Annotated in this window: 15 protein-coding genes, 2 tRNA genes and 1 pseudogene; 7 read left to right on the forward strand and 11 right to left on the reverse strand. The window is 60.0% G+C overall.

Going from position 1 to position 19,435, the window contains the following annotated elements; translation table 11 throughout:
- Positions 1-76: 76 nt before the first annotated feature.
- The 7 genes from FW756_RS08815 to FW756_RS08845 all read right to left on the reverse strand — a co-directional run bounded on the left by FW756_RS08815 (position 77) and on the right by FW756_RS08845 (position 8,271).
- Positions 77-526, reverse strand: coding sequence for a hypothetical protein (locus tag FW756_RS08815; RefSeq protein WP_446429793.1), 450 nt, complete (start codon positions 524-526; stop codon positions 77-79).
- Between the two features lie 2 nt (positions 527-528).
- On the reverse strand, positions 529-1,269 hold the full coding sequence (gene dapB, locus FW756_RS08820; protein ID WP_446429794.1) for a 4-hydroxy-tetrahydrodipicolinate reductase: 741 nt from the start codon (positions 1,267-1,269) through the stop codon (positions 529-531).
- Positions 1,270-1,303: 34 nt separating this feature from the next.
- Complete coding sequence (locus FW756_RS08825; protein ID WP_446429795.1) at positions 1,304-2,653, reverse strand: M16 family metallopeptidase; 1,350 nt, start codon at positions 2,651-2,653, stop codon at positions 1,304-1,306.
- 137 nt (positions 2,654-2,790) lie between these two features.
- Positions 2,791-5,055, reverse strand: coding sequence for a polyribonucleotide nucleotidyltransferase (locus FW756_RS08830; RefSeq protein WP_446429796.1), 2,265 nt, complete (start codon positions 5,053-5,055; stop codon positions 2,791-2,793).
- A 616-nt stretch (positions 5,056-5,671) separates the two neighbouring features.
- The gene (serA, locus tag FW756_RS08835) at positions 5,672-7,261 is read right to left on the reverse strand and encodes a phosphoglycerate dehydrogenase (protein ID WP_446429797.1); all 1,590 of its coding nucleotides are present in this window, start codon (positions 7,259-7,261) and stop codon (positions 5,672-5,674) included.
- A gap of 117 nt (positions 7,262-7,378) precedes the next feature.
- Positions 7,379-7,702, reverse strand: coding sequence for a hypothetical protein (locus FW756_RS08840; protein ID WP_446429798.1), 324 nt, complete (start codon positions 7,700-7,702; stop codon positions 7,379-7,381).
- Entirely contained in the window at positions 7,702-8,271 is a 570-nt protein-coding gene (locus FW756_RS08845) for a hypothetical protein (protein WP_446429799.1), read from the reverse strand. The genes FW756_RS08840 and FW756_RS08845 overlap by 1 nt, the downstream gene beginning before the upstream one ends.
- 149 nt (positions 8,272-8,420) lie before the next feature.
- On the opposite strand from FW756_RS08845, the gene FW756_RS08850 reads away from it, so the two are divergent.
- The 4 genes from FW756_RS08850 to hrpB all read left to right on the forward strand — a co-directional run bounded on the left by FW756_RS08850 (position 8,421) and on the right by hrpB (position 14,183).
- On the forward strand, positions 8,421-9,197 hold the full coding sequence (locus FW756_RS08850) for a DUF4190 domain-containing protein (RefSeq protein WP_446429800.1): 777 nt from the start codon (positions 8,421-8,423) through the stop codon (positions 9,195-9,197).
- Between the two features lie 171 nt (positions 9,198-9,368).
- Positions 9,369-10,262: a DUF4190 domain-containing protein gene (locus FW756_RS08855; protein ID WP_446429801.1), complete on the forward strand. Its 894-nt coding sequence runs from the start codon at positions 9,369-9,371 to the stop codon at positions 10,260-10,262.
- 149 nt (positions 10,263-10,411) lie between these two features.
- Positions 10,412-11,440, forward strand: a complete 1,029-nt coding sequence (locus FW756_RS08860) for a DUF4190 domain-containing protein (RefSeq protein ID WP_446429802.1) — start codon at positions 10,412-10,414, stop codon at positions 11,438-11,440.
- Positions 11,441-11,555: 115 nt separating this feature from the next.
- On the forward strand, positions 11,556-14,183 hold the full coding sequence (hrpB, locus tag FW756_RS08865) for an ATP-dependent helicase HrpB (protein WP_446429803.1): 2,628 nt from the start codon (positions 11,556-11,558) through the stop codon (positions 14,181-14,183).
- 99 nt (positions 14,184-14,282) lie between these two features.
- Here hrpB and ilvC read toward each other — a convergent pair whose 3' ends face one another.
- The 4 genes and pseudogenes from ilvC to FW756_RS08885 all read right to left on the reverse strand — a co-directional run bounded on the left by ilvC (position 14,283) and on the right by FW756_RS08885 (position 18,511).
- Positions 14,283-15,299: a ketol-acid reductoisomerase gene (gene ilvC, locus FW756_RS08870; protein WP_223160368.1), complete on the reverse strand. Its 1,017-nt coding sequence runs from the start codon at positions 15,297-15,299 to the stop codon at positions 14,283-14,285.
- Between the two features lie 45 nt (positions 15,300-15,344).
- The gene (ilvN, locus tag FW756_RS08875) at positions 15,345-15,854 is read right to left on the reverse strand and encodes an acetolactate synthase small subunit (RefSeq protein WP_446429804.1); all 510 of its coding nucleotides are present in this window, start codon (positions 15,852-15,854) and stop codon (positions 15,345-15,347) included.
- Positions 15,855-15,857: 3 nt separating this feature from the next.
- Positions 15,858-17,657 (reverse strand): annotated as a pseudogene (locus tag FW756_RS08880) (acetolactate synthase large subunit); the annotation flags it as partial.
- A 617-nt stretch (positions 17,658-18,274) separates the two neighbouring features.
- Positions 18,275-18,511: a hypothetical protein gene (locus FW756_RS08885; RefSeq protein WP_446429805.1), complete on the reverse strand. Its 237-nt coding sequence runs from the start codon at positions 18,509-18,511 to the stop codon at positions 18,275-18,277.
- Between the two features lie 207 nt (positions 18,512-18,718).
- Here FW756_RS08885 and FW756_RS08890 point away from each other — a divergent pair, with 207 nt between their 5' ends.
- The 3 genes from FW756_RS08890 (at position 18,719) to FW756_RS08900 (ending at position 19,417) form a co-directional block, all read left to right on the forward strand.
- On the forward strand, positions 18,719-18,925 hold the full coding sequence (locus FW756_RS08890) for a hypothetical protein (protein WP_446429806.1): 207 nt from the start codon (positions 18,719-18,721) through the stop codon (positions 18,923-18,925).
- Between the two features lie 126 nt (positions 18,926-19,051).
- Positions 19,052-19,125 (forward strand) — tRNA-Lys (locus FW756_RS08895).
- Positions 19,126-19,343: 218 nt separating this feature from the next.
- A tRNA-Lys gene (locus FW756_RS08900) sits at positions 19,344-19,417 on the forward strand.
- The last annotated feature ends 18 nt before the right edge of the window (positions 19,418-19,435 follow it).

The raw sequence follows: 19,435 nt of genomic DNA on the forward strand, positions 1-19,435 counted from the left end.
TGGCTAGTTAACTTGCTCAGAGAATCTTACGCCTAGACTTCGGAAAAGTCGCATCGACGAGAGAATCGCCACTGATTTAGTTGTGTTCTACAGAAATTGCTTGTCTTGTGGCCTGTCTTGCACGCTTTCGATCACCCGCAGCGTCGTAGACAATCGACAAACGCATCCAGTTGCGCCAGTCTTCAGGGTGCTGATCCGCCGCATCACGATACTTCGGGAACACCGCATCAACCTCGTCACGATCCGGGCGCGTACCGCCTGGAACGACAAAGAGATCGTCTGGCAGGTTTCCTTCTGCTTCGAGACGGTCGACAAGCTTCGTGGCGCTGTACCCAAACACGATCTCCCGAATCAACGCCCAGACGCCGATGATCGGCAGGATGATGAGCGCAAGACCCATCGCGATTGCAAGGGCATCCCCTGAGCCGAGCATGGCGATCGCTCTGACACCGGCGAGGAAGAAGTAGAACACCAGGAGAGCGCTCATCGTGATGACGCCGAAAATGGCTCGTACGCGTGGCTTCATCGTTACTTCCCCACTCCGTCTAGGCCAAGCAGCGCATCAAGACCAACGGTGAGGCCGTGTGTCGAGGGAGCCGCAGCGAGTGCAGCACGAATGCCTGCGGCATAGGACTCACCCGAAAGCGTGTCGTGCGTAATGGTGAGCACCTCACCGGCGCCGCCCAGCCGGACCTCCTGCTTCGCCATGACACCCGTCATCCGGAGACTGTGCACTGGCACACCCGCCACGAGTTCACCTCGTGCCTGCTGGTCTGCATAGGGGGCATTCACTGGTCGACCCTCACGAGCTGCTGACATGAGTTCTGCTGTCCGCACCGCAGTCCCGGACGGAGAATCGACCTTCTTATCGTGGTGCGATTCAATGATCTCAATCGAGTCAAAGAACGGGGCAGCCATTTGCGCGAGAGCCGTCCCCATCACAGATCCGAGCGAGAAGTTCGGAACCACAATTGCACCGGCGTCTGGCAGCTCGGAAATCAGCTCGGCAAGTCCTGCCAAACGTTCTTGTGTCCACCCGCTCGTGCCGACAACGACCTTCTGACCGTTGCGAAGCGCGCGCTCAACGACGGCTTGCGACGCATCCGGAGTCGTCACATCAACGAAAACGTCTGCATCAGCGCCTTCCTCGGGCGCAGAGGTACTCCGTAAACGCGCGACGAGCTCGAAGCGCGGATCCGCCTCAACGACGTCGCATATGAGAGAACCAAGCCGACCGGTTGAACCGGCCACCGCTACTGAAATTGCCATGCACTTAGCGTAGCGGTGACCGCCGATAGGTCGCTTACAGTCCGAGCCCTTCAACAGCACCAACCGCAACTACCTGCAGCGGGTGTGCGACGAGTGACTGCGCCATCGACTTGATTTCGTCGTTGGTCACGGCCGCGTAGCGCTCGAGGGACATGTCGAGGTCATAGAACTCCCCCGAGGTCATCTCGGCGCGTGCCAAACGACTCATGCGCGTGTCTGAGTCTTCGAGCGCGAGCGCTGAAGAACCGGCGACCTGTCCGAGGGTGCGTTCAAGTTCGTCTTCGGTAATACCCTGATCCGCCATTCTTGCGAGCTCAGCCTCGGCAAGCTCCATGACCGAAACGGCGTTCGACGGGGCCATGCCCGCATACATTCCGAACAGGCCTGCGTCGGTGTAGCTCGCGCCAAACGAGTACGCCGTGTATGCGAGGCCTCGCTTCTCGCGGATCTCCTGGAAAAGACGGCTCGACATCCCTCCGCCGAGCACCGAATTCATGATGCCGTATGCGTATCGTCGCGGATCACCGTTGCGCAGTGCGGGAGTGCCAAGCATGAGATTCACCTGCTCGCTCGTACGCTCAACCAACGCAGGCGCTCCGTGGGTACCTGCCCAGTCCAGGGTGCTCGCAGGACGTCGCACAGGCGTTCGATCAACGTTGAGATCCCATTGCGCAGAGTCAGCAAGACCCAATTCGCGAAGCACGATGTCGACAAACCGATCGTGATCAACGGCACCAGCTGCCGTCACGATCAGTGTCGACGGATCATACTGTTCCTTGTAGTGACGAAGCACGTCATCACGCTTTGCGTCGCGGATCGTTTCGTTGTTACCACCGATCGGTCGCCCGAGTGCGTGCCCACGCAAAACCTCTTCAAAGAGTCGTTCGCTCGCAACATCGCCCAGATCGTCGGCAGCCATCGCGAGTTCTTCCAGGATGACGCCCCGCTCAGTCTCGAACTCTTTCTCGTCGAGCACCGAGTTCGCAACCATATCGGTCAGCACGACGGTTGCGTGCTCAAGGTCTGCGTCGCGAACCTTTGCGTAGTAGCAGGTGTATTCTTTGGCGGTCAACGCATTGTGTTCAGCGCCGATCCGGTCGAAGCTCGTTGCAATCTCATACGCATCACGCGACGGTGTTCCTTTGAAGAGCAGGTGCTCGAGGAAGTGTGTGGATCCGAGGCTCCCCGGAGCATCATTGCTGACCGCTTGCTCGTCTGCCGAGCCGACCCCAACCCAAAAACCGATGGATGCGCTACGGGCCGCTGGCATGCGCTCAGTCAGAATCCGGAGTCCGCTCGGATGTACCGTGCGGCGAATCTCACCGCCGCCAAGATCAATCGTGAGTTCTGGCTGGTCGAGGGGAAACTGAATCGGCTCGCGCATTGTTCCAGCCTATGCCCTTCGGTCTGAACACTCGCCCAGGGGCGCGGATCGATCCGCTCCCCCAAACGCATCACGCCCGCGATCACCATTACTGGGACCGCGGGCGTGATGCGTGACGTTACCGTCGAAAGGCGAGATTACTCAGCTTCGGGAGCCGCTTCCTCTGCTGCCTTCTCTTCGAGAACAGGCTCGAGCGAGAGCTTGCCGCGATCATCGACCTTCGTGATCTTCACGAGAATCTTCTGACCGACCGAGAGAACCTCGTCGACAGACTCGATACGCTTGCCACCGACGAGCTTGCGCACCTCTGAGATGTGCAGCAGGCCATCCTTGCCGGGGAGGAGTGAGACGAACGCACCGAATGCTGCGTTCTTCACGACGGTACCGAGGTACTGTTCGCCAACCTCAGGGTTCTGGGGGTTTGCGATCGCGTTCACCTGTGCGCGTGCAGCCTCAGCCGAGGGGCCGTCAACTGCGCCGATGTAGACGGTGCCGTCGTCATCGATCGAGATGTCAGCGCCGGTCTCGTCCTGGATACCGTTGATGGTCTTGCCCTTAGGACCGATGAGCTCACCGATCTTGTCAACGGGGATCTGCACGCTGATGACGCGAGGCGCGGTGGGAGCCATCTCATCAGGAGTGTCGATTGCCTGCTCCATGACCGAGAGGATCGCGGTGCGAGCTTCCTTTGCCTGTGCCAGTGCACCAACGAGAACATCCGAGGGGATGCCGTCGAGCTTGGTGTCAAGCTGCAGAGCGGTGACGAACTCAGGCGTACCTGCGACCTTGAAGTCCATATCGCCGAGCGCATCCTCTGCACCAAGGATGTCGGTGAGGGTAGCGAAGCGCGTCTCGCCATCAACCTGGTCAGAAACGAGGCCCATTGCGATGCCCGCAACTGGTGCGCGCAGCGGAACGCCTGCGTTCAGAAGCGACAGCGTCGATGCACAGACCGAACCCATCGAGGTCGAGCCGTTCGAGCCGAGCGCCTCGGAGACCTGACGGATTGCGTACGGGAACTGCTCGCGGCTCGGAAGAACCGGAACAAGTGCACGCTCTGCAAGGAAGCCGTGGCCGATCTCGCGACGCTTCGGGCTGCCAACGCGGCCGGTCTCACCGGTCGAGTATGGCGGGAAGTTGTAGTGGTGCATGTAACGCTTGCTCGTTGCGGGCGACAGCGAATCGATCTGCTGTTCCATCTTGAGCATGTTCAGCGTGGAGACACCCATGATCTGGGTCTCACCGCGCTGGAAGATTGCGGAACCGTGCACACGAGGAATGACCTGCACCTCTGCGTCGAGTGCGCGAATGTCGCGGAGACCGCGACCATCGATACGAGCGCCCTCGCTGAGGATACGACCGCGAACGATCTTCTTCGTCACTGACTTGTACGCAGCCGAGACCTGACCCTCTGCCGAAGCATCGAGTTCACCGGCCTCGATCTTCGCAGCGATAGCTTCCTTGACGCGTGCCTTGAGTGCATCGTCTGCGTCCTGGCGCTCGACCTTGTCAGCGATCTGGTAGATCGACGACAGCTCAGCCTCAGCGAGCTCGGCAACTGCAGCGTAGGTCTCGTCCGTGTAAGGCAGGAAGACGGGGTACTCAGCGATTTCCTTCGCCGACTGTGCCGCAAGTGCTTCCTGAGCCTTCACCAGCTGGGTCAGGAAGGGCTTTGCCGCCTCGAGACCAGCAGCTACAACGGCCTCGTCAGGCTTGACAGCGCCAGCCTTGATGAGGTCCCAAGAGCCCTCGGTAGCCTCAGCCTCAACCATCATGATTGCGACGTCTTCAGTTCCGTCGGCCTTGGTTACCACGCGGCCAGCAACCATGAGGTCAAAGACTGCTTCCTTGACCTGCTCATCGTTCGGGAATGCAACCCACTGGTCTGCGTCCGAACCGAAGCCGGGGATAAGCGCGAGGCGTACGCCTGCGATGGGACCCGAGAACGGAAGACCCGAGATCTGGGTCGACATCGATGCAGCGTTGATCGCGAGTGCATCGTAGTACTCACCTGGTGCAATCGAAAGCACCGTCACAACGATCTGTACTTCGTTGCGGAGACCGTCGACGAACGACGGGCGCAAGGGGCGGTCGATGAGGCGGCAGACGAGGATAGCCTCGGTCGAGGGACGACCCTCGCGACGGAAGAACGAGCCGGGAATCTTGCCAGCAGCGTACGAGCGCTCTTCAACATCAACGGTCAGTGGGAAGAAGTCGAAGTGATCCTTCGGCTGCTTCGATGCGCTGGTAGCCGAGAGGAGCATGGTCTCCTCATCGAGGTACGCAGCTACGGCGCCCTGTGCCTGCTGCGCGAGACGGCCAGCTTCAAAACGGATGGTGCGCTTGCCGAAACGACCGTTGTCGAGCACGGCCTCCGCAAACTTAATTTCAGGACCCTCCACGGGTACTCCTTTACTCCAGGCGAACGCCACGCAACTACTCCTGACAAGGTCAGGCTGCTGCACGGGCGACCACGGACTGATGTTCAGTAGAAGACCACTTGCTGTGCGACGCTGACGAAATCAGCCCACCGCGAATGCCACCGCGTGCACTCAGCAAGGAATCCACCACCGAAGACCAGAACGTAGGTCAGGCTCGTTCGCACTTCGTTGGTGTGGGCAAATGCCCACGCTGCCAGGTTATCAGTTGCGACAGAAGATTGGCTCGTTGGGTTTCGTGTTCTACACCCTGGCGTTTTGGGGCGCGGATCGGGCCCCCTTCGCATGCTCGATGCCGGCATTTCAGCAGTAACAAAATGCTTCTTCGCTACTCACGCCTGGGTCGCCACTTCTTCGAAATGAACCCTTGCCTGCGAAAACCTACGTTTCTGCCGCCAATAGCGCAGTGTTTCGAGAGAAAGCCCCATTCTCAGCGTTGTTCCCCATGCGCAAGCGTTTGGAAGCGCGCAAGCGTTTGGAAGCGCCCAAGCACTGAAAACGCGCCCACAAACAACTGGTCCGGGCTGAGGAAACCCTCAGCCCGGACCAGTCCAGCGGCCTCACGGCTAGCGAACGCCTCTTATGCGTCGATGTCGATCGCGTGCAGGCGATCCGCACCAATGTTCGCGCTGAGCTGCTCGAGCAGGTCAGCCTCAATTGCGGTGTCAACAGAGAGCACCGAAAGCGCGGTGCCCTTCTTCTCGTCGCGGGCGATCTGCAGGCCAGCAATATTCACGCCAGCATCGCCGAGAAGCCCACCGTACGCTGCAACGATGCCTGGGCGATCGGTGTAGCTGAAGACAATGAGGTGCTCTGAGATCGGAAGCTCAAGATCGTAGCCGTTGATCTCAACGATCTTCTCAACCTGCTTCGGACCGGTGAGCGTGCCCGAGACCGAAATCTGAGTGCCGTCGGTCAGCGCACCACGGAGGGTGATGATGTTGCGGAAGCTCTCTGCAACGGTGTCGGTCGAGAAACGCACCTCGACGTCACGCTGTTCAGCGAGGAGCGGCGCGTTCACGTACGAGACAGGCTCGCTGACGATCTTCGAGAAGATGCCCTTGAGCGCAGCGAGGCGAAGTGCCTCAACACGGTGCTCGGCAAGCTCGCCGTGCACCTCGATGTCGACCGAAGCGAGCGGTCCCGCAGCGAGACCAGCGAAGATCTGGCCGAGCTTCTCGGTGAGTGGCAGGCCGGGACGAACGTACTCGTCAATGACGCCACCCGCCACGTTAACTGCGTCGGGAACCAGGTCGCCAGAAAGTGCAAGTCGAACCGACTTCGCAACTGCAACGCCAGCCTTCTCCTGAGCTTCAGCGGTCGAAGCGCCAAGGTGTGGGGTGACATTGACCGTGGGAAGACCGGTGAAGGAGTTATCTGCCGGGGGCTCCTGCATGAAGACATCGAGAGCCGCGCCAGCAATCTCACCATCGTTCAAAGCAGCAGCGAGTGCAGCCTCATCGATGAGGCCACCACGCGCAACGTTCACAACGTAAGCGGTCTTCTTCATCGCCTTGAGCTGGTCCGCGCCGATCATGCCAAGCGTTTCTGGGGTGCGGGGCATGTGGATCGTGAGGAAGTCGACGCGCTCAACAAGCTCCTCAAGCGAAACGAGCTGTACGCCAAGCTGCTGTGCACGCGCTGCCGTCACGTAGGGATCAAACGCGATGAGTTCAACGCCAAAGCCACGGAGACGCTCTGCGACGAGAGCACCGATGCGGCCAAGGCCGACGATTCCGATGGTCTTTTCGTACAGCTCTGTACCCGAGAAGGACGAGCGCTTCCACTCACCTGCCGAGAGCGAAGCGTGTGCGCGCTGCAGGTTGCGAGCGAGGCCCAGGATATGAGCAACGGTCAGCTCAGCAGCGCTGATGATGTTGGAGGTAGGAGCATTCACTACCATGACACCGGCCTGCGTTGCAGCCTTGATGTCAACGTTGTCCAGGCCAACGCCCGCGCGGGCGACGACCTTGAGTTCGGGAGCCCAGGCAAGAGCTTCGGCATCGATCTGAGTTGCCGAGCGCACAAGCACAGCGCTCGCAGTCGCGAGCTCCTTGCGAAGTGCGTCACGGTCGGTTCCGTCGACGTGAACCACGTCGAAGTCGGGGCCGAGCGCGGCGATAGTAGCGGGCGAGAGTTTTTCGGCGATCAGCACGACCGGCTTTGACACGAGCGGTTCCTTCTCAGGGTGGCGGTCAGAAATTGTCACGCGAGTCGCGCGAACCGTTCCAGTCTATAACCGTTTCCCCTGCGAAGGTCCGCTCGCGATCACGAGAACTCTCCACTATTACTGAAACAAATACCCGATCTGTTCGATTGGGAAGAGCAGGTGGAACACATCAAGCTGAACGACAGCCACGGCGCAGAGTGCCGCAGTGAGGAGCAGCAGCTTCGATCCGCCGCCCCGCTTGCGCCCAAGGAGCAACGCCGCGAGCAGTGCAATCACTGGTGCAGCTACGTTCAGAATCAGGAGTGCCCAGGCAAGCCCGGAGAGTGAGTCACCACGAACGCTGGTCACACCGACAAGGTTCGCGACGGCGAATACCGTCGTTGAAACAAAGAAGACGAGCAGCACAGCTGCGTACGCCCAACCAATAATGCGCTTCGCCATTAGAGAGCGACTCCGATCGAGAAGAGGAAGGGCACTGGAACGAGAACGATCAGACCGAGCACGAGGGCGATGATGAGCTTGATCGGCTGCTTGCGGTACAGCATGAGGGCAGTGATGAACCACATGATCGCCCCGAGCGGCGCCAACCAATACATGGTCTGCTGCAGGAATGCGCCGATGGCACCGCTTCCAGCGACGGTTGCTTCAATTGCCTTTGAGTAAGCCTGCACCCAGGTGAGTGTTACCCAGGCATAAAAAATGTAAATTCCGCCGACGAGGCCGAGAACGACGAGCATAATGCTGCTCATCTGCTTTGGACCTTCGTTGGGGTCTGCTGTGGCAGTGTCCGCAATGGGGGCTGCCCCCTCGCTGGCTTCGTCAGTGAGTTCAACAGCAGTGTCAGCAACACCCTGCGACTCGACCTCAGGAGCACGCGTGCTTAATGCGCTTGCGCTGCCTTGTACCGTTTCAGCCGCACCAGTCGCTGGCTGAGCATTTGCTGTTGCTTCAACGGTCCAGCCTGCGCGGATCGAACGAGCTTCGCTCTCGTCCCCTGTGTTCTTCTTCACGGGATTCAGTGTAGCCATCTCTCGCTGAGGTTCTCTGAGGGTTTCGTCATGACCTAGCGCTTCAACAAACCCCACCCAAGGAAGTCCCTCTCCCATTCCCAAAGACTTTGAATTACCATTGAAGCACCTACGGCCAACGGAGACAGCGCATGACGAACGAGCAGCCAGACGGCATCCAGCCAAACGGAGTTGAACAGCCCACCCCAACAGGAACCGCACAGCCTCCTGTTCAGTCACCGCAATTGGGGATGCCACTTCCTCAGCCACAACAAGCTCCGGTGAACGTCCTCGCAATCGTCTCCCTTGTGCTTGGCATTGTCGGACTCTTCACCTTCGGGATCTTGTCAGTCGTTGCAGTCGTTCTTGGCCATATCGCGCTGAACCAGATCAAGAAGCGATTCGACCGCGGTCGAGGCCTTGCAATCGGTGGCCTGGTGACTGGTTATATCGGAGTCGCCCTGTGGGCAGTGCTGGTGTTCCTCGGCATTATCCTTGGCATCGGTTTTCTCGCGATGGCCGGGAGCTCTGGCTCCCATATCGAAATCGGTGATCGTGATACTCAGGCCACGACCGAAGATTTCGTTCGTGAATTCACCACGGAAATCGCTGTTACAGGGGAAACGGCAATCGTGACGGACCTCACCGGTCACGATGAGGTCTTCTGGGTGCCAGGAGGGGTGTCTGGGGCGGCCGTTTGCCAGACAGCTTCGTCGCTTGCCTCAGACGTAAACAACGTCGGTGGTTCGATTGTCTCGGGCACCGTGCTCGACTCATTCCGCGATACCGGCAGCTTTGGCCTCAGCACGAATTGGCAAGAGGTTGCCATCACGGAGTGCGGGTACACAGCCGATCAGATCGACCACGCAACCGATGCCGGTGAAGACGCAGTTGACGCATACATCGAGGCAAACATCACGGCAGGTTAGTCACGCTCGCCCGGCGGGGAGGGCGGATCTTTTCCCACTTTGCCCTCCGCATCCGCACGAAATCACTCAGTCACACCCCGGAGCGAACCGCGTTGGCTGGCTTGTGGCCGCGACATTGCCCCCTCTATTGGAATATCCTCGGAGTAACCAATCAGCAGTTGGAGGCACTGTATGACGAACGAAAACACCGAGCATCTTGGGAGTGTAGACCCGAACTCGGCTGGCGATCACGCCACCCCTGCTCCCCCTGCGCCCCGGCAGTATGAGGCTCCGCCTCAGGACGCCCCGGCGTATGTCCCGTCTACGGGTGTACCTGCTCCGCCGACACAGCCTCCAGCTGCGGCATTCACCCCGCCGTCGTACCCGCAGCCGGTGTATCCCCCGCTACATCCTGGCAACGCACCCCAGACAAACTCCTTGTCCGTCGTGTCGCTCGTGCTCGGCATTGTCGGGTTCTTCACGGTGGGGATCCTCTCGGTTGGTGCCGTGATCACGGGTCACATGGCGCTCAACCAGATCAAGAAGACCGCGGCAAAGGGACGCGGACTGGCCGTCGCTGGTCTGATTACGGGCTACATCGGAAGCGCGATTCTCGCGCTCTTCGTTGTGGGCTGGCTGTTCCTTGGGATAACGGCCCTCACGCTCTTTGGCGCGGGTGTATCAAGTTACGGGTCAGGCTCTGACTACGGCTACTCAGACGACTATTCTGATTACTCGGAATTCCAGGAGAGCGATGACTTCTACGATGAGTGGCTGATCGCAGAAGAGACCGCAATCGTGACCACGCTGACAGGAAAAGACGAGGTTTTTTGGGTAGAAAATAGTCTCGGCACTTCGGCGGTATGCGCCGAAGCTGATTTTCTCGTCCGTGATGCATCGACCTTTGGCAAGAACATCGTGAGCGGCACCGTCCGCGAAGCGTACAGCGATGACAACTACGCCACACTGGACTTCAAATGGCAGTACTCTGCCCTTGCAGACTGCGGCTACACCAAGGAAGAGATCGAACTCGCCGAGGAGGCAGGCGACAAGGCCTCGACAGAGTTTTATGATCTGAATCGCTAACGCATTGCATCGCAAGGTGGGCGGGCTGGAGCTTTCCATGTCCGCCCATCATTGCGCCAGAGCGCGGATCGTGTTCATTGATCCCGCCGATTTCACCTTGGGTGAACCCCACACACTTGAATTCAATATCTGATCGCTGGAGGCACAGCATGACCAACGAGAACGAAGCACAGCCCGAGGGTGCGCAGCCAACCGAGGCAGCTGCGGCGCCTCAGGAGCCGAATGCACCCCAGGCCCCAACAGCGTCTGTCTCAGGAGAGACCCCTCAGGCAGCACCAGTTTCTCCTGCGCCACCCGTATACCCCGCGGGAACGCAGACTCCCGGCTACGCTGCGGCACCGCCCGCACCTGGCTATGCTGCGGCACCGCCCGCACCTGGCTATGCTGCGCCCCCTGCGGCTCCTAGCTACCCCGCCGCACCTAGCTACCCTGCGGCTCCTGCCTACCCTGCAGCTCCAGGCGGACCCAGCCAGCCTGGCCAGCCGTACGTCGCGCAGTATGGTCAGCCCCAGGTTCCGCGCCCGATGAACGTACTCGCGATCATCTCGCTCGTTCTGGGAATCTTGGGACTGTTCACCTTCGGCTTCCTCTCGGTTGTTGCGGTCGTTCTCGGCCACATCGCTCTCGTCCAGATCAAGAAGCGCATCATGCGTGGACGCGGCTTGGCTATCGCTGGTCTCGTGACGGGCTACTTTGGTGTTTTCATTTGGGGAATCCTGCTCGCGCTCGGCATGTTCTTCGGTCTCGGAATGCTCGCTGCTGGCTCTGCCGGGCTTTCGGGCTACAGCTACGACGACTACCTCATGGAGTCGGAATCGGGTTCCAGCTCGAGCGAATACTACGAGAGCGATGGGCTCTACGCTGAGGCGATGATGGCAAAAGACATCGCAATCGTGACTGAGCTGACCGGCGCGAATAAGGTGTACTGGCTCCCAGAGGGCATCCCCGGTACCACCGTGTGCGCAGACGCTCTCCTCGAAGACCAGGAGATCTTCGGGGGCGAGATCACCTCAGGAACCGTTGAAGAGGCATACGACGCAAACCTTGCCATCGGTCTCTCATATGACTGGGATTCCCAGGCGGTCTTTGCATGCGGGTTCAGCGCTGACAAGGTTGAGGCAGCGAAGACTGCCGGTGAACAGGCCTCTGAGGACTACCTCACGAGCCGCATCGGCTAATTCGACGTTCAGGTGAGGGCGGTGGGGTCTATGACCTCACCGCCCTCACCTGTGTCAGCGTCGATCGGGGCAGCGTCATGGCCCGGACTCGAACGCACCACCCCAGAACTCTAAGATGAACTCCGTGGCTACTCACCGTTTCGACCTTGCGCGCATTGGCGCTGGCCTCGTGGTTGCTGAGGCAGGCTCCGCGATCACATCCGCGGCCGCCACTGGTGCCGCGGTCATCACCGCTCCACCAGGCACAGGCAAGACCACATTTATCCCACCCCTGATCGCGAACATGCTTGCCGATCACAACGGCGGCACCGTGCTCCTGTCCCAACCCCGCAGGGTCGCCGTACGCGCAGTAGCACATCGCATTGCCACGCTCGATGGCGGATCAGTTGGCGGCTCCGTCGGATTTACAGTGCGAGGCGAGCGTCGCGTGAGCGATGCCACCACAATCGAAGTTCTCACTCCAGGCGTGCTGTTACGCAAGCTCATCGCTGATCCAGAACTGACAGGCGTCGGCGCCGTCATTCTCGATGAGGTACATGAGCGCTCCCTCGACGGCGACCTCCTCTTTGCGCTCGTCGCAGAGGCTCGTGCACTCCGCGATGACCTCATGGTGGTCGCGATGTCTGCCACGCTCGACGCCGGGCAATTTGCGGAGCTTTTGGGATCCGCGCCCACGGTCGAAATTCCTTCGGTGTTACACCCGCTCACCCACAGCTATGCCCCTTTCGCGAGCGGTCGTCTGGATGACCGCGGTGTCACCCGAGGCTACCTCGAACACATCGCACAGGTCGCGGTTTCTGAGCAACGCACACACGGTTGTGACGCACTCGTCTTTGTGCCTGGTGCGCGCGAGGTGGACGAAGTTGTGCGGCTCATCGATGCGCGTCTCTCGTCGCACGCGAGTGATTCGCACCCGGTACGCGTCCTCCCGTTGCACGGACGTCTGTCAGCGGCGGATCAGGACCTTGCCGTGCGTGGTCGGGCCGCAGGCGATCCGCCTCGGATCGTCGTCAGTACCTCTCTCGCCGAGAGCTCACTCACGGTTCCCGGGGTGCACCTTGTTGTCGATTCGGGATTATCTCGCGAGGTGAGGCGCGACCGTGCACGCAGTATGAGCGGTCTCGTCACCGTGAGTGCCTCGCGTGCAAGCGCAGAGCAGCGTGCTGGCCGCGCAGCACGTCTTGGCCCCGGCCACGCAGTCCGCGTGTACAGCGAGGCGGAATTCGCACGGATGCCTGCCGCGGCCGCCCCGGAGATCGCGTCAGCTGATCTTCTCGATGCGGCGCTGCTCCTCGCCGTCTGGGGCACTCCTGGCGGGCGTGGACTCGCCTTGCCAACGACGCCGCCGTCAGCAACCATGGCCGAGGCAGAGCAACTCCTCAACGCGCTTGAGCTTGTCGATGCCGATGGCAGGCCGACGCCCACGGGCACTCGAGTTGCACAGCTGCCCGTTGGTGTTCGCGAAGCTCGGGCGCTGCTCGTTGGCGCGTCAACAACCGACGATCTGCATCTGACGGCCGAGGTCGTTGCGGCGATCTCGGACGACCATCGTGAGTCTTCTGCGGATCTCGCGAAGCTCCTCACAGACCTCCGCTCAGGGCGCGCACCAGGTGCACAACGGTGGAAACGTGAGACTCAGCGTCTTGCGCAAATTGCGCGACAAGAGCGTGACATATCAACAGACACACGTCGGCACCATCGTGATCCTGCCACGAGCAACGCACCTGCAACAGTGAGAACAGACCCTGGTGAGATACTCGCGCTCTCCCGGCCAGAGTGGCTTGCGCGACGCACAGGCGTCAATTATCGCACCTATCTCTTCGCTTCTGGGACTCGTGCTGCGTTGCCCGAGGGCAGTCCGCTGCTGTCTTCTGAGTGGATTGCAGTGCGCGATGTGCAGCGGGCAGAAGGCAAAGTTGCAGATGGCACGGGTGCAGTCATTCGGCTCGCCGCGGCGATCTCATCCGCGGCAGCGCTCGAGATAGGTGCGGGGTTGATCGCCGCGAACCGCTCCGCACGCATCGTCGATGGTCGGGTACAGGTGCGAGAGGAACGCCAGCTCGGCGCCATCACCTTCGCTTCACAGCCTGTCGCTCCACGGGCAGAGGATACCGCCCTCGCGCTGACACATCATGTTCAAGAAGAGGGGCTCCAAGTTCTTCACTGGACCGATGAAGCACTCCAGCTACGCGGCAGACTTGCGCTTATGCACCGTGTGTTTGGTGCACCTTGGCCAGCGGTCGACGACGACGCTTTGCTCACACAGCTAGACCTATGGCTCGGTGCAGATCTCGCAGGAGCACAACCCTCAACGAAGCTCGACAAGATCTCACTCCAGGCCGCGCTTCGACGGCTCCTCCCCTGGCCAGAAGCTGCACGCTTCGACGAGCTCGCGCCAGAGCGTTTGGCGGTGCCTTCAGGATCACACGTGCGAATCAACTACGCACTCCCAGACGCAAGCAATCAGTCACCAGTCGTCGCAGTGAAGCTGCAGGAGCTCTTCGGATACGCGGAAACACCCCGCCTCGTCGACGGCAGGGTACCCATCCTGTTTCATCTCTTGTCGCCCGCACGACGTCCGCTCGCCGTCACCGACGACCTCGGGTCATTCTGGAATGGACCCTACCAAGATGTCCGCAAGGAGATGCGTGGGAAGTACCCCAGGCATCCCTGGCCCGAGGATCCATGGACCGCGGTCGCCACGGCCAAGACGAAGCGCGCCCAGGCACGCGTTGACGGGTAGCGTTTCGACGCCAGCGCACACGCACACGCACAAAACAGCGGTGCCCCAGAACCGAAGTTCTGGGGCACCGCTCAATCTGAACGAGTTCAGTACACGTGCTTAGCGTGCAACCGAGCCGTCGACGTAGTCCTCATCGGTGGTCTTCCACGAGAAGAGCTTGCGGAGCTCGCGACCGGTGGTCTCGATGGGGTGCTGCTCGCCCTTCGCACGGAGCGACAGGAACTCAGGCGCGCCTGCATCCTGGTCGTTGATGAAGCGGGTTGCGAATGCGCCCGACTGGATGTCAGCGAGGACAGCCTTCATGTTTTCCTTGACCGAAGGATCGATCACGCGGGGGCCCGAAACGTAGTCGCCGTACTCAGCGGTGTCCGAAACCGACCAACGCTGCTTAGCGATGCCGCCCTCCCACATGAGGTCAACGATGAGCTTGAGCTCGTGCAGAACCTCGAAGTATGCGATCTCGGGCTGGTAGCCAGCCTCGGTGAGGGTTTCAAAGCCGTACTGGACGAGCTGCGAAGCGCCGCCGCAAAGAACAGCCTGCTCGCCGAAGAGATCGGTCTCAGTCTCTTCAGTGAAGGTGGTCTTGATGACGCCTGCGCGGGTGCCACCGATTGCCTTAGCGTACGACTTCGCGGTCTCCCAAGCGGTGCCCGATGCGTCAACCTCGACTGCAATGATGTCGGGGATGCCACGGCCAGCTTCGTACTCGCGGCGCACGGTGTGGCCGGGAGCCTTGGGAGCGACGAGGATAACGTCAACGCCCTCGGGAGCCTCAATGTAGCCGAAACGGATGTTGAAGCCGTGTGCGAATGCAAGCGTCTTGCCAGCAGTGAGGTGCTGCTTGACCTGATCGTTGTAGATCGAGCGCTGGTGCTGATCCGGCGCAAGGATCATGATGAGGTCTGCCCACTCCGAAGCCTCGTCAACCGAGAGCACCTTGAAGCCAGCCTCTTCAGCCTTGGCGATCGACTTCGAGCCAGCCTTGAGTGCAATGACGACCTCAACGCCCGAGTCGCGAAGGTTCATCGCGTGTGCGTGACCCTGCGAGCCGTAGCCAACAACGGCTACCTTCTTGCCCTGGATGATCGAGAGGTCTGCGTCTTTGTCGTAGTACATTTCAGCCACGAGTGGCCTCCTTATATTCGTATGGAATGTGAAAAATTAGCTTTTGAACACGCGTTCGGTGATCGACTTTGAGCCACGGCCCATCGCGATGAGGCCAGACTGCGCGATTTCCTTGATACCGAACGGCTCGAGGACACGGAGGAAGGCTTCAATCTTGCCACTGTCGCCAGTAACCTCGATCGTCAACGCTTCGGGCACAACGTCAACAACGCGTGCGCGGAAGAGTGACACAGACTCGAGCACGTGCGAGCGCGTCTGGTTATCAGCACGCACCTTCACGAGCACATGCTCGCGCTGCACAGAGTTCGACTCTTCGAGTTCAACGATCTTAATGACGTTGACAAGCTTGTTGAGCTGCTTCGTGACCTGCTCGAGGAGCACCTCGTCTTCGTCAACGACGACGGTGATGCGGGACAACCCCTCCACCTCAGTCGGGCCAACTGCAAGCGACTCAATGTTGAAACCGCGGCGGGCGAAGAGACCAGCGACGCGGGTGAGCAGGCCGGGCTTATCTTCGACGAGCAGACTCAAAACGTGACGTGCCATGGCTTACTCTCCTTCCCATTCCGGGCTGTGTTCAAGTGCATACTGAATATCGCTGTTCGACGTCCCCTGGCGGACCATTGGCCACACCATCGCGTCAGCGCTCACCACGAAGTCGATGACAACGGGACGATCATTCGTTTCAAGCGCAAGCTTGATCGCCGCATCAATCTCTTCTTCACGTTCGACGCGGATCGCAAGGCAGCCGTACGCTTCACCGAGCTTCACAAAATCCGGCACGCGAACCGATCCGTGACCGGTGTTGAGTTCGGTGTTCGAGTAGCGGCCGTCGTAGATCAGCGTCTGCCACTGGCGCACCATGCCAAGCGAAGAGTTGTTAATGACCGCAACCTTGATGGGGATGTTATTCACCACACACGTCGCGAGTTCTTGGTTGGTCATCTGGAAGCAACCGTCGCCGTCAATGGCCCACACATGGCGTTCCGGCTCTGCCACCTTTGCGCCCATTGCTGCGGGTACCGAGTAGCCCATGGTGCCAGCACCACCAGAGTTCAACCAAGCGCCTGGGCGCTCGTACTTGATGAACTGTGCAGCCCACATCTGGTGCTGACCGACGCCGGCGGCGTAGATACCTTCAGGACCGGTGAGTTCACCGATGCGCTGGATAATGTGCTGCGGCGAAAGCAGGCCGTCACTCGTCGGCTGGTAGCCGAGCGGGAAACGCTCGCGGAGCATATTCAGGCGCTCCCACCACGCAGTCTGATCCGCGAATTCACGGGTCAGCTTTGCAGTCGATACCGCGGCAATAAGATCTGCAATCACCTCGGCAGCGTCGCCAACAATCGGGACATCAGCAGCACGGATCTTACCGATCTCTGCCGGGTCGATATCTGCGTGGATCACCTTTGCGTCGGGAGCGAAGAGTGCAGCCTTGCCGGTCACACGGTCATCGAATCGAGCGCCGAGAGTGATGAGCAGATCTGACTCTTGCAACGCAAGCACTGCAGGAACCGTGCCGTGCATGCCAGGCATGCCGAGGTGCTGCTGGTGCGAGTCAGGGAACACGCCACGCGCCATAAGAGTCGTAACGACCGGCGCACCAACGAGCTCTGCAAGCTGCAAGAGCTCTTCAGATGCGCCAGCACGGTTCACGCCACCACCGACGTAGAACACTGGTCGTTCTGCAGCAGCAATGAGGTCAGCAGCTGCCTGAACCTGCTTGCTGTTTGCCTTCGTGATCGGACGGTAGCCGAGAAGGTCTACACGCGGATCCCAGACGAAGTCGAGTTCGCCCTCCTGCGCATCTTTGGTGATGTCGACAAGTACTGGACCGGGACGGCCAGTCGTCGCCAGGTGATGCGCCGCGGCGATTGCGCCAGGGACATCCTCAGGCTTCTTGACAAGGATCGAATGCTTCGTGATTGGCATGGTGATGCCGACAATGTCGGCTTCCTGGAATGCGTCAGTTCCCATGAGGTGGGAGAACACCTGACCAGTGATTGCCAGCAGTGGGACAGAGTCCATGTAGGCATCTGCAATTGCCGTCACCAGGTTGGTTGCACCGGGGCCTGAAGTCGCGATACACACGCCGACCTTATTGGTCGCTGCCGCATAGCCTTCGGCAGCGTGGCCTGCGCCCTGCTCGTGGCGAACGAGAATGTGACGAAGTGAGTTGCCGTCCATGAGCGTGTCATACAAAGGCAGAACTGCGCCGCCGGGAAGGCCGAACACATCGCTGACTCCGAGACACTCCAGGCTGCGTACAACTGCCTGAGCACCGGTCATGCGCTCGCCGCGCTGGCCGTGCTTGAGTTCTTCACTCGATTCCAATGACATTACGTGTCTTTCGTGAGTAGTGGATTGATCTGTGTCGCGTTAGGCGCGCACTGCGGGGCTTGAGGTGCGTCGGCGCCAGCGAAGGCTGCCACCATGACCGTGCCGGACGCTTCTGTCTTGGGATTGCCAATGGCCTGAGCAAAGCGCTGAGGCGGACGGAAGTCGCGCATGATGCGGGCGCAGGGACGCCGTAGCGAGAAGGAAGCGAGCCCAACTGTCTTGTCGGGCTACAAGCTCTGCGGGATCTACCAGCACGTCGAGCGTATACGGTGCGATACCGACCCGATTCAGGTCGCTATCGCCGATCACAAAGCGCGAAACTGTGCTCAGCGCTTCTGATTCCAAATGTTCAAGCATCGGTTCGGTTGTGCCAACCGAGGCCTGTCCATCCGTCAATGCTAGTGCATTCACGCCCGCACGCGAACACGTTCGCGTGTCGCCGCGCGTGCGCGAGTGATTGCACCCCATTGCCATGTTCCCAGCATAGAGGCACCCCACATGCCGGCGCGCGTTCATGACGGAAATCCTGCAGAACAGACAAAGGAGCGAATCGGAAAGCCCCGATCCGCTCCTTTTACGACAACCGGCTGAATTCCGGTGTTGCTGTCATGCGCTGCGTTCGTGCGTTACTTACCGATCGCGGGGAGAACGACGAAGGGAATACCCCAGCCAACAAGCTGCGCGAGGAGGCCACCTGAGAAGATCGCAAGCTGCGTCATCTGCGGAAGCTCAGCATTAAAGCCCGCACCAAAGAGGTAGAAGCCACCGAACACGAACACGCACGAAATCACGAAGCCGATAACGGTGATCGCGCTGGTTGCACCCTGCGAGCTCTCTTCAAACAGCTGCTCGTTCTTTGCCATGACTGCCCTCCATAAGGAACTAATTACGCACTGGAGCCAGCGGCTCCATGAAGTCTTTTCACGCGTACGCAATGTTCGCGTGAACCAAACCAAGCGTACCCCACGACGGCGCGGTAGTGTGTTCTCACCCACCCATGCGTGGCCGAGGCCCCTGTCACACCAGGGATCACCACCAGGGCAACTCACTTCAGCAGCGGAGGAACTTCGATGGCTTCGATCGGCAAGTACGTCACCAACCCCGGAGTGATCGGCGCAGCGGCCGGCGCATTCACCACGGTACGTCGCACGCAGAGCATGCGAAAGGACTGGCGCATCGCATTGGTCTGGGGCGTCTGGGCCGCGGGTCTCGCACTCGCAATTGCCAGCGTCGCAATGCAAGACAAGGACGCTGACTTTGAGGAGTTCGGGGCGTAAACCGCTCAACATGATTGGCGCGGATCGTGGGTTCACTCTGAACGACACGCTCGGGCCAGGGAACTGATTTTGTGCCCGTTCCAAGTGCCGTGTTAATGTATTCCTCGTTGCCAAGCACGGCAGCGAGCGCCTCTAGCTCAATTGGTTAGAGCATCTGACTCTTAATCAGAGGGTTCGGGGTTCGATTCCCCGGGGGCGTACAATTCAGGCTCGAGACCATTGATCTCGAGCCTTTCTTGTATCTTCACGCGACGCCCCCGCCTTCCCCCGTGCGCTTGCAGCTAAAGGTCATTACGCTCAGCCGTTCACAGCAACGACAATCGTTGAATTCACGCGCGACACTTCGGTAAATCAGGACGATTTTGCGCCTCCTTCAGAGTCCGTGTTAGAGTATTCCCTGTTGTTCAAACAACAACGTGCGCCTCTAGCTCAATTGGTTAGAGCATCTGACTCTTAATCAGAGGGTTCGGGGTTCGATTCCCCGGGGGCGTACAAAGTAGGGCGAGATCT

The sequence above is a fragment of the Leucobacter sp. 1207-22 genome, from assembly GCF_052850455.1.